Raw genomic sequence first — 10679 nt, forward strand, 5'->3', positions numbered from 1 at the left:
ACCCCCGAAGCGGGCGGCAGCGTCATGGCATGGGGATGGCCTGCGGCTTTACCGTTTGACGCATGCAACTCACGACGTGGCTGCAGCTGGTGCTGGGCCGGCCGTTCCGCGGGACGGGACACCGGACCGCGCTCGTCGCCGCCGGCCTGCCGCTCCACCTCGCCGTGGTGCCACTGTGGCTCTGGCTGGCCGGCGCGATGGCGGGGGCGCCGGCCGTGATCGCGCTGCCCGTGCTGCTCACGCTCGTGGTGACACCCCTGCTGACCGCCGGGCAGCGGCGGCGCTACCGGGCGCTCGTCGGCGAGGACCTCCCCCGCCCCGCCGCACCCGGGCCCGGACGCAACTGGAGGTCGGTGGTACGCCGGCTGACCACGCGGGCCCTGTGGCGGCAGGTCTGCTACCACGCCGTCGCGGGGCCCCTGCTGGCCGTCCTGGACCTCGCCGTCCTCGCCGTCTGGGCCGCCGCTCTCGTGGCCGCCTCCCTCTACGTGTGGATCTGGGCGCTGCCCCCGCAATGGCGGATCACCGACCTCGGGTACACCACGCAGGCCGCGTACATCACCGCCGGCGGCCTCGCCCTGCTGTTCCTCGGGCCCCGGCTGACCAGCGCTCTGGTGCGGCTGGACACCCGGGCGGCCGAGGTCCTGCTCGGCCCCAGCCGCACGGAGAAGCTGACCCGCCGGGTCGCCGACCTCGCCGAGAGCCGGGCCGGCGTGCTCGACGCCGCCGACGCCGAGCGGCGGCGGATCGAGCGCGACCTGCACGACGGCGCGCAGCAGCGCCTCGTCTCACTCGCCGTCAACCTGGGGCTGGCCAGGGCCACCCTCGGCGACCTGCCGGCCGATGCCCGCAAGGTGATCGACGAGGCGCACCGCGAGGCGAAGGAGGCGATCGCCGAACTGAACAGCCTGGTGCGTGGCCTGCATCCGGCCGTCCTTGAGGATCGCGGTCTCGACGCCGCGCTGTCCGGGATCGCCGCCCGCCTCCCGATCCCGGTGCGCGTGGCGGTGGACCTGCCGCGGCGCCCGTCACCCACGGTCGAGGCCGTCGCGTACTTCGTGGTTTCCGAGGCCCTGACGAACGTGGTCAAACACGCCCAGGCGACCCGGGCGGATGTGACCGTGGAGCGGATCGGGGAGACACTGTTGGTGGTCGTCGCGGACGACGGCGCGGGCGGCGCGGATCTCGCAGCGGCCGGCGGCACCGGGCACGCCGGGCTCGCCAAGCGCGTCGCGTCCGTCGACGGCACGTTCTCCTGCCACAGCCCCGCCGGGGGCCCGACCGTCATCACCGTGGAGCTGCCGTGCGCGCCGTGATCGCCGAGGATTCCCTCTTGCTGCGCATCGGCGTGGTCAAGGTGCTGGAATCGGCCGGCTTCGAGATGTGCGCGCAGGTCACCGACGCAGAAGGGCTGCTGGCGGCCGTCGAGGAGCACCGTCCCGACATCGCCGTGGTCGACGTGCGGATGCCGCCCGGCTTCACCGACGAGGGAGTACGTGCCGCGCTGGTGATCCGCCGCCAGTATCCGCGTACCGCCGTGCTCCTGCTGTCGCAGTACGTGGAGGAGCGGTACGCCGCCGATCTGCTCGCCGCCAACACTTCGGGCGTCGGCTATCTGCTCAAGCAACGGGTCGCCGACGTCGAGGAGTTCGCCGAGGCGGTACGCCGGGTGGCGGCCGGCGGCACCGCGCTCGACCCGCAGGTCGTCGCCCAGCTGCTGGTGCGCCGACACAGCGATCCGCTCGACCGGCTGACACCGCGCGAGCGGGAGGTGCTGGAGCTGATGGCGGGCGGCCGGTCCAACTCCGGCGTCGCCGCCGAGCTGGTGGTGAGCGAGAGCGCTGTCGCCAAGCACATCAACAGCATCTTCACCAAGCTCGACCTGCCCAAGGCCGACGCCGACCACCGCCGCGTCCTGGCGGTGTTGCGCTTCTTGGGCCTTGCGACCGCTTAGTACGCGGCCTTCCCGTATGCCGAGTCGACAACGGTACTGATCGCCATTTGGTGGGGAATGCGGCACCTTCGGACAGTCGCTCTCCACCGGGCTTTGCCGCGCTGGGAGTCGAAGGCGGTGGCCGTCATGCGCAGGGCCAATGGCATGGGTGGGGCTCGCGCTGGTCGGTCGGCTGTTGTCCGGAGCAGATGCGATGTCAGGGCGGTCGTCGCGTCAGCGCCTTCGTCCCGGGTTCGGCGGTGCGGGGGTGGGGAGTCGGCCGGAGCCGGGAGCGGTCGAGGCCGCCTGCGAGCTGCGCTTTCGGGCGGCGAGAAGGCGCTGCTCGGTTAGGTCCGCGCTCGTGGCGGCGCTGCCCAGCATGCCGGTGGCTTCGGCCAGCGCGGTGCGAGCGGCGGTGAGGTGGGTGGCGATCCGGCTTCGGGCGAAGTCGGCGTTGGCGCGCGGGTTGGCGTAGGCCAAGGTGAATGGAGAGCCAGCCACTCTGCGGATCGGTGACTCCGGCACCGGCAAGTCCCACAAGCTCATCGCGCTGGGTACCGAGGCGGCGGTGAAGGGCTACCGCGTCCGCCACACCTTCGCCACGAAACTGCTGAACGAGCCGAGGGCGCGTCGCTGGTTGGCCGGACGTGCTGCTGGCCGGGATCGCCAAGACCGTGCTGCAGGTCGCCCTGGTAGCCGAGATGACCAGCACCTTGGCTGTGAGCGCGGGTGCCGTCCGAGGAGGGTGGTGACGCGGGCCGCGACCGGGACCGGGTTGCTGAACCTCCCGGTGACCCGGTGGATCCCGTGGTCGGATTCCAGCGTCAGTTCCTCCTCGGCGAATTCGGCGGCGATGAGAGCCACCGGATCGTCCGAGTGCGCCAGGTCGAGTAGCCGTTCCCATCCGGAGCTGCCCAGCACGTGCGCGTGCGCCAGCCTGGGCGGGATGAGCAGATCCGCGGCAATGTCCGTCTGCGCCCCCGCGACCCGCTCCTTGACCGCCCGCCAGGTGCGAGCCGCAAGCAGGTCATGGGGAGCACCGCCTGTGAGGGAAGCCTCGCTGAGCAGCAGTCCCATGCAGACCGCGGTGACCGCCGTCACGTGCTGGACGGCCTCGTTGCGGGCGTGATATCGACGAGTTTCAGTGACGCTCTGAGGTGGCGGAGACCGGCGAGCGGCGAGCCCGCGGTGCGTCGGTTCCCGCCGCATCCTGAACGCGGGGAGAGCGGCGGCCTCGCCGAGGTCGTCTTGGCCGTGGAGCGGTTATCGGCGCGCTTCGGCTGCCGCCTCCATGTCGGCGGGCTGCCGCGAGCCGCCGGCCTGCGGCGGCAATAGCGCGACGATGAGCACGGCGCCGAGCGCCATGCAGACCGCGCCCGCCATGATCCCGCTCGAGTAGCCCATCATGGCGAGCGCGGCCACTCCGACGGCTCCGCCGATCTGCTGGACAGAGGTGAACAGGGCCGAGCCGAGACCGGCGTCGTCCTCGGTGGTGCCGTCGACCGCGGCCGTGGCCATGACGGGCAGGCCCAGCCCGTTGCCCACGCTCAACACGAGCATGCCGGGCAGAACGTGGACGGGGTAGGAGTCGCCCGCCACCAGGCCGGATAGCAGCAGCAGGCCGGCGATGTTGACCAGGAACGCCAGCAGGAGCGTCCAGCGCGTCCCGATTCTGGGTGAGACTCGGGAGGACAGCCACATGCCCGACAGGATGCCGGCGCCGTAGGGCAGGTAGGCGATGCCGGCCAGGAGCGGGCTGTACCCCAAGACGGTCTGCACCTGGATCATCAGCAGGAACGACATCGCGTACATCGCCATCGAGAACAGCAGGGTCGCGCCGTTGGCCACCGCCCGCGTCCGCGAAGCCAGGAACGCCGTCGGCACCAGCGGCGCGACCGCCCGCGACTCTGCCGCCAGGAACGCCACTGCCAAAGCGGCGGACAACACGACGACGCCACCGACGACCGGATCGGTCCAGCCGGTCTCACCCGCGCGCAGCAGCCCGTACACCAGCGTCACCGCGGCACCGGTGACCAGGACCGCGCCGGGAACGTCGAGGCGGTGCCGCCCGGGGGCGCGGGACTCGGGGACCAGGCGGGGAAGTAGCGCCAGCGCCACAGCGACGACGGGCAGGTTGATCAGGAAGATCCAGCGCCAGGACACCAGGTCGGTCAGCGCCCCGGAGATCACCAGGCCCGAGGTTGCGCCCAGGGCCGCGATGCCGCCCCAGATGCCCAGTGCCTTGGCCCGCTCTTTCGGCCCCGGATGCAGCAACGTGATCATCGACATCGCCGCCGGACCGGCCATAGCCGAGCCCGTGCCCTGCACGAACCGCCCGGCCACGAGCTGCCATGGCTGTTGCGCGAGCCCGCACGCCAGGCTGGCCGCCCCGAACAGGGCGACACCGATGAGGAAGACGCGGCGGCGGCCCAGCAGGTCCGCCATCCGGCCGCACAGCAGAAGCAGCCCGCCGAAGGCCAGGAAGTAGGCGTTGACGACCCACGGCAACCCGGACGCGCCGAAGCCCAGGTCATCGCGGATGCTGGGCAGGGCGACGTTCACGACGGTGTCGTCGAGCACGAGCATGAACTGGACAAGGCACAACACGATCATCGGCATCTGAACGACGCTATTTTCCGCCGCATTTGGCCACAATCCGCGATGGGGCCAGACTGTGTCGCATGGAGGACATGGGCGCGATCACCGTCGGTCACTTCCCGCTGGCCTCCGGAGAGTGGATCCCCCCGCACGAGCACACCTACCACCAACTCGCCTGGACCCGCCGCGGCGTCCTGAGCGTCGGTGTGGACGAGGTGTACTGGGTCCTGCCGCCTACCAGGGCGCTATGGCTGCCCGCTGGCGTAACCCACACCACCGGCGCGACCCGCGACGCGGTCCTGTGCAGCCTCTATCTCGCGCCTGACCACTGCCCGGTGGACTGGTCCGAACCGACGGCGGTCGGCGTCGACGGACTGCTGGCCGAGCTCATCGGGTATCTGGACCGCGCCGACCTCACCGACGAAGCACGGTCGCGTGCCGAGGCGGTAGTGCCCGACCTGCTGCGTCCTCTGCCCACCCGACCCATCAACGTGCCGCAACCGACCGACGAGCGCGTCCAGGTAGTCGCGGCAGCCCTGCTGGCAGACCCGGCAGACCCGCGCAGCCTGGAGGCTCACGCCCGCGCGGCGGGGGTGAGCCGGCGGACGTTGACGCGGCTGTTCGTGCGCGACACGGGCATGAGCTTCGACCATTGGCGCACGCAGGTACGGCTGCGTGCCGCCCTGCCGCTGCTGGCCGAGGGGCAGCCGGTATCGCGGGTGGCCCACAGCGTGGGGTACGCCACGGCGAGCGCGTTCCTAGCCGCCTTCCGCCGCACGGTCGGCACCACACCCAAGCGCTACCTGCTCAGAGTTTGACGTTCCGATCCAGTTGGACGGTGGTGCGGATCCTGCGGCCGCGGCGGGCACATTGCAGACCCAGCTCGCGCATCAGCCGTTCCACCGTGCAACGCGCCACGACATGGCCCTCGCGCTGAAGGTGCCGCCAGATCTTGCGAGCGCCATAGACCGGTAGCAGTCGGTGTAGATGCGGGTGATCTCGGTCTTGAGCCACTCGTCACGGATCGCCCAGGGCGAGGCCAGACGCGACTTGGCGGCAAAGTAGGTGGACAGTGCGATCTTGGTGCCGTGCGCACGAGCAACTCGACTGCAGGTCCTCCCGTGACTCCAGGTCAGCCGTCTTCCTTATACAGCGAGCGCGGGCAGGCCTCGACATCAGCTCAGCCAGGCCGGCTGAGCGTCTCGGACAGTCATTGCGATCAGCGCTAAGGCCGCGGGCACTACTTGATCAAGCGAAGACAGCGGAAGCGATGCGGACGGAGAACGCCGATTCAGAGCGGGCCGACAAGGTTCTCAAAGCTCCCGTGGCTCCATGACTGCAGGAGAGGAACGCGTGCCGTTCCAAAGCCGATGGTGATGAGGCTAACCGGCCGTTTCGCGCTCAGCGTTGTCGGTCTGTTCCTGGCTACCTCAGCCCCGGCACGAAAAGGGCTCGCGGTTGATCGGTCAGCTCGGCGGTCAATGGAGATCCGGGACGCCGGATGCGCGGGGTTGCCCATGAGATCGGTCGGGGTCGAGCCCTTGCTGATTCTGCTGCGCAGGGAATCCAGTGCGTGTCAGAGTTCGGCGTTCGATGTCCGGTTCTGCCATTCGGCCATGCCCACCATCACCTTTGTCGGTGATGGTGGAGATAGTCTGCTTGGACACACTCGCGCCATAGACCTCGGCCAGGTGCGCGCTGATCTCCGCATGCGTCAGGCCCTTCGCCGGACAGCGACAGCACCATCTCATCCCACCCCGGTCAACTGGCGCTGCCGCTTGCGGACCAGTTGTGGCTCGAACCTGCCGGCGATGTCCCGGGGCACTTTGACCTCGACCAGGCGACGTCGGTGAGCACGGTCCTGACTGGCGTCCCGTTATGGCTGTTGTCGCTCCCCCGTCCGGCAGCGTCGTGCTTGTCGTAGCCGACGTGGCCGTGATCTCGCCTTCCAGCGCGGACTCCAGCACCCGCTTGGTCAGCCGCTGCAACAGCCCGCCCCCACCGGTCGACTGCAGCCCCTGGGGCCGAGCACGATCCCCCAGCATCGCGATCAGCTGCTCGTCCGGCACCGCACCCTGCGGCGCCTGGACCGGCTGCTCAGCGGACTCTCTTCGACGCCGATGTCAGTCACCGGGCGGCTCCTTGATCATCGGATCCGCCGTTCATTAGACACTCCCTGGTTCCGCGGCCTGCGCATCCGCTGGGAGATCCGCGACGACATCCAATGTTCTCGCTCGGGCCGAGTGGTACATCGAAGGATGTACGAGTGATTCATCAGTCGCGACGACGCCGGCGGCGGACCGGCGGCATGAGGATGGAGCACGAGGTGCCGGTGTTCTGGTCGCCTCGCCTTTCCAAGCGTGCAGTTGGACGATTGTTCGAGGATACTCAATTGGCCGATGCTCCTTTTTCTTTCGCGCGTGTCCTTGGGCGGGCTCTGTTCGGCGGGCTCGTCATGGCGACGGCGCTCGGCGTCGGTACCACCGTCGGGTCGGCGCTCACCGACAGCGCCGGGCTCGACGGTTTCCCGGGGCGGCTCGTTCCGGCCGCGCTCGTCAGCGCCATCGCCGTACCGCTCGTCGCCTTCGCTGCTTGCAGCGATCGTCGTCGCGCGGAGTGGCTGGGGTACGGCGGCGCGAGAGCGAGCGCGCGGGCGTTGCTGACCGGTGTCGCCGTGACCGCGACGGCGGCGGCCCTCGTCCTGAGTGCGGGGACGGCGGCGGGGATGATGCGCTGGTCGTCGCCCGACATCGTCACTCTCGGCTGGTTCCTCGTCTCCAACGCGGTGGTGGCGTTCCTGCTCGAAGCGTGGCCGGAAGAGACGACGCTGCGCGGCTACACCTGGGCGTCCTTGCGCGGACAGCTGGGAGGCGCGGGCGCGGCGTTCGGCACCACAATGGTGTTCCTCCTGGTCCCGGGCGCCTCGACCGTGGCCGGATCAGCGACAGCGCATCTGATCGGCGTCAAGGCCGACCCGATCGGCATCGCGCCGAACGGGCAGAACCCCGCAGACTACGCGATCTTGCTGGTGGTGTTCGGGCTGACCTTGGTCGCGGCCCGGACAGCGCTGCGCCAGGCCTCTTTGTGGACCTCCATCGGCACGCACGTCACGTTCCTGACCGCCAGCCGGATCCTGCTGGACGGCGACCGACGCGACACCGGCTGGCCGGTGGACACGACACCGAGCGCCTCCCTGCTCGTTCCTGCGTTCCTGCTGCTCGCACTCGCCGGTTTCACCGTGTGCCGACGGGTGGGCCGGCGCGGCCTCGGCCCCCGCCTTGACGTCGCCCAGCCAGACAGAACGGGCTTTGCCCCACTTCACGGGAGAGAGCCGTCGGAGGGTGACGGTCGACTGTGAAGGATCGTGGTGCAAAGCAGGTCGTGGTCGGCAGCCAGACTGCACGCCACCGAATTCAGGCGAGTAGGGCGGCGATGCCGCCGATGATCAGGCCGACAATGCAGGACGCGACTCCGCTACCTCGCCTCGCGAGAACGGCCTCCACCTGGCCGAGCCCCTGGCGCCCGCCATCGTCGCCCGGTGAGGCAATCGTGGTGTCCGGTAAGAGTGACAGCGTCCCGTGACGAGTTCCGAAACGATCAGCGTCGCCACCACCGAGGCTCGGAGACGGTCAACCGTGTCGGTTTCGGCGGGATCTGGCTCAGGGGCAGCGCAAGTCAAGTCATGTGCACAGCAACTCGCGCAGACTGAGCCCCGAGCCCAAACAACACCACGAAAATTGACAAGAAGACAACATTTGCAAACCTTCGCCGCCAAGGATCATCGAGGCAAAATCTCCCCAGCATTTTCAGTTCCACAGTAAAAATATACCCCAAAGCCGCGATCACACGAAGAGGGTCTCCTGTGACACTATTTACTCGAGCAGCCCATCTCTCATAGAGTTGCCAAGCATCCGCTTCATTGGAATGAATTCGATGAGCGGCGTCGGCGTAGCAGGCAATCGCCCAGCTGGTGAGCGGGTCGCTGATGCCGTGCGTGCGGGCGGCGGTGAGATCGTGCGTCGAGCCCGGCAGCACCGCGAAGGTCTCGTTGCAGCACAGGTGCACCAGCACCAGCAGCGCCTGGCGGCCGGGGTTCAATGCACGCCAGCGCTAGCCGATCCGGTCGCGGTGGCCGGCGATCAGCTCGGCCACGAAGGCACGGGTAGCGGGCGACAGATCCAGCGCAGCACGGTAGAACAACATCAGAGGCTCCTGGCAGGGGCGGTTGTTTTGGTCGACTTCGCTCCTACCAGGGGCCTCGCCGCGTCACCGGCCACCTCAGCCCACCGCATCCACCTTGTGACCAGCACGATCAAGCTGGAAAGCGCTCACCTGAGATCGGCGAGTATCCGTCCCAGCGCAGCGGCTCGCCGGAAAGATCTTTCTGGACGGAGGCCGTCTCTTCCGGATCACTTCTTCTTGGGAGATCCGCAGTGCGTCAGCCAGTCGGCGCCGGTCCCGAGGTGGTTGGTCACCAGGTAGTCGGCACCGGCCGCTATCTGCAGGTTCCACCAGTCGTGCCGCTGATCGTTGTTGCAGGCCACGATGGCGCACTGGAAGAACTTCCCCGATGACAGCCCGCGCTTCGAACCGTCCGGGCCCTCATAGAGGCGCACCTTGAGGCCCGCGGCATGCGCACGATCAACCAGTTTCTGGTACTTGCGCTTCTCGTCCTCGGTGAGGGAGCCGTTCGAGGAGACGCAGTCGCTGAAACTGCCGTTGAGCACGGTGACGTGCTCCGCGTACGCGGTGAGGTGGGGATCCTTGGGAGTCACGGGGTCGAGGTGGTCCGGGACCTTGCACCTCTCGCCGTTCTCACATCCCCGCTCGGCGGTCGACGTGCACGCCGTGAACCCCTGCGAGAACGTGATGTGCGGCGGCGGATTCTCCACCGGGTTCTGGCCGGGAAGGCCCACGATGAGACTCACCGGAAGGACGACCTCCACGCTGTCGGGAAGGTCCTTCACCGCCTTGACGATCTTCTCGTAGGCTTCTTTGCGCTGCTTCACGCCATTCTTGGACTTGACCTCCACGAAGAGCTGGAACTTCCCGTTCTGCCCCGGATAGATCTGCCCGCCGTTCTTCTTCGCCCGGTCGATGAGCGGCTTGACGTACGTGGCGCGGAACTCCCTCCCCTCGGGATCGCCGATCGCCTCATGGGTCACCATGAGGCGGCCGGAGGGATCGAACGCCAGATCCACCTCCACACTCGTGGCCCCGTTGCTCAGCGCGCTCTTGAGCGGCCGGCGGTTCTGGTAGTCGTTGTGCGCGTTGAGCCCGTCGACCCACTTCGCGCCAGGGTTCGGCGCGCACACCCGCGGCGGGATCGGAGCCTTGGCCGTCAGCGGCACCCCCGGCACCGCATCCCGCGCCGCCCCGGCCCTCGGAGCACGGGGCGCCATCAAGGGACGCGGGGACGCTCCACCGGCGCTCCCGCTCACCGTCCGCGGCCTTCCGCAGTCCCCGCCGAACATCCGGCACAGCGCCGCCTGGCATGCCCGGGCGGGCCTCTCGCCGACCGTTTCGACAAGGCCGGTGACGGCCACGGCGACAACCAGAAGAAGCGCGCCGTACTCGATCGCCGACGCCCCCGAATCCCGAGAGATCATGCTTCTGAGGATGAGACCGCCCGCTCCCGGCGTCCAGGGCCCACCGGCCCAACCTCCCACCCGCCCGAGAGCCCGGCCCCAGTGCCAGGGAGCCGGGCCCCAGGGTTCGCGGGTCCAACGACTCCGGCACCGGATGCTTCTCACGTGCGCCCGCGAACCCCCTCCGAGGAAGCGAGCTCAAGCGGGAGAACGCCGAGCTGCGGCGGGCGAACGAGATCCTGAGGGCCGCTGCGGGTTTCTTCGCGGCCGAGCTCGACCGGCCACACACGTACTGATCGCGTTCATCGACGCGTTCCGCAAGGTGTTCGGGGTCGAGCCGATCTGCCGGGTGCTGTCTGCGCACGGCACCAAGATCGCACCGTCCACCTATTACGCCGCCAAGTCGCGTCCGGCCTCGGCCCGGGCGGTCCGTGAGCTGTCGCGCCGGGCGATGCATCAGTTCCGGCCGACCGCACACCGGGCTAAATTCGTGGCGGGGGTAGAGCCGGTTCTCATCGGTGTCCTCGTCCCCGGTGATCGGCTCTACGGCCAGCGCACCG

Annotated in this window: 8 protein-coding genes, 3 pseudogenes and 1 other annotated feature; of the genes and pseudogenes, 5 read left to right on the forward strand and 6 right to left on the reverse strand. The window is 69.1% G+C overall.

Annotated features, from left to right (window positions below; genetic code table 11):
• Positions 1–62 precede the first annotated feature (62 nt).
• Together ABD944_RS08775 and ABD944_RS08780 are read left to right on the forward strand one after the other, a co-directional pair.
• A complete protein-coding gene (locus ABD944_RS08775) occupies positions 63–1316 on the forward strand; it encodes a sensor histidine kinase (RefSeq protein ID WP_345174172.1) in 1254 nt (417 codons plus the stop codon).
• Positions 1304–1954: a response regulator transcription factor gene (locus ABD944_RS08780; protein ID WP_345174174.1), complete on the forward strand. Its 651-nt coding sequence runs from the start codon at positions 1304–1306 to the stop codon at positions 1952–1954. The genes ABD944_RS08775 and ABD944_RS08780 overlap by 13 nt, the downstream gene beginning before the upstream one ends.
• Before the next feature lie 213 nt (positions 1955–2167).
• On the opposite strand, the gene ABD944_RS08785 is transcribed toward ABD944_RS08780, so the two are convergent.
• Both ABD944_RS08785 and ABD944_RS08790 read right to left on the reverse strand, forming a co-directional pair.
• On the reverse strand, positions 2168–2434 hold the full coding sequence (locus ABD944_RS08785; RefSeq protein WP_345174176.1) for a hypothetical protein: 267 nt from the start codon (positions 2432–2434) through the stop codon (positions 2168–2170).
• Positions 2435–3196: 762 nt separating this feature from the next.
• A complete protein-coding gene (locus ABD944_RS08790; RefSeq protein WP_345174178.1) occupies positions 3197–4552 on the reverse strand; it encodes an MFS transporter in 1356 nt (451 codons plus the stop codon).
• Between the two features lie 62 nt (positions 4553–4614).
• On the opposite strand from ABD944_RS08790, the gene ABD944_RS08795 reads away from it, so the two are divergent.
• Positions 4615–5349, forward strand: a complete 735-nt coding sequence (locus ABD944_RS08795; RefSeq protein WP_345174179.1) for a helix-turn-helix transcriptional regulator — start codon at positions 4615–4617, stop codon at positions 5347–5349.
• Between the two features lie 16 nt (positions 5350–5365).
• On the opposite strand, the pseudogene ABD944_RS08800 reads toward ABD944_RS08795, so the two are convergent.
• Positions 5366–5494: pseudogene (locus tag ABD944_RS08800) on the reverse strand (IS3 family transposase); the annotation flags it as partial.
• A 634-nt stretch (positions 5495–6128) separates the two neighbouring features.
• A pseudogene (locus tag ABD944_RS42410) lies at positions 6129–6576 on the reverse strand (transposase); the annotation flags it as partial.
• A gap of 263 nt (positions 6577–6839) precedes the next feature.
• Between ABD944_RS42410 and ABD944_RS08805 the strand changes: the two are divergent.
• Positions 6840–7889: a CPBP family glutamic-type intramembrane protease gene (locus tag ABD944_RS08805; protein WP_345174180.1), complete on the forward strand. Its 1050-nt coding sequence runs from the start codon at positions 6840–6842 to the stop codon at positions 7887–7889.
• Between the two features lie 317 nt (positions 7890–8206).
• On the opposite strand, the gene ABD944_RS08810 is transcribed toward ABD944_RS08805, so the two are convergent.
• Both ABD944_RS08810 and ABD944_RS08815 read right to left on the reverse strand, forming a co-directional pair.
• Complete coding sequence (locus tag ABD944_RS08810; protein WP_345174181.1) at positions 8207–8602, reverse strand: hypothetical protein; 396 nt, start codon at positions 8600–8602, stop codon at positions 8207–8209.
• A 338-nt stretch (positions 8603–8940) separates the two neighbouring features.
• The gene (locus ABD944_RS08815) at positions 8941–10140 is read right to left on the reverse strand and encodes a PI-PLC domain-containing protein (protein WP_345174182.1); all 1200 of its coding nucleotides are present in this window, start codon (positions 10138–10140) and stop codon (positions 8941–8943) included.
• A 176-nt stretch (positions 10141–10316) separates the two neighbouring features.
• On the opposite strand from ABD944_RS08815, the pseudogene ABD944_RS08820 reads away from it, so the two are divergent.
• Positions 10317–10555, forward strand: a pseudogene (locus ABD944_RS08820) (IS3 family transposase); the annotation flags it as partial.
• Positions 10370–10501: a sequence feature (AL1L pseudoknot), on the forward strand. (Overlaps the previous pseudogene by 132 nt.)
• Positions 10556–10679 lie beyond the last annotated feature (124 nt).

The sequence above is a fragment of the Actinomadura verrucosospora genome (assembly GCF_039540335.1).
Classification (GTDB): Bacteria; Actinomycetota; Actinomycetes; order Streptosporangiales; family Streptosporangiaceae; genus Spirillospora; species Spirillospora verrucosospora.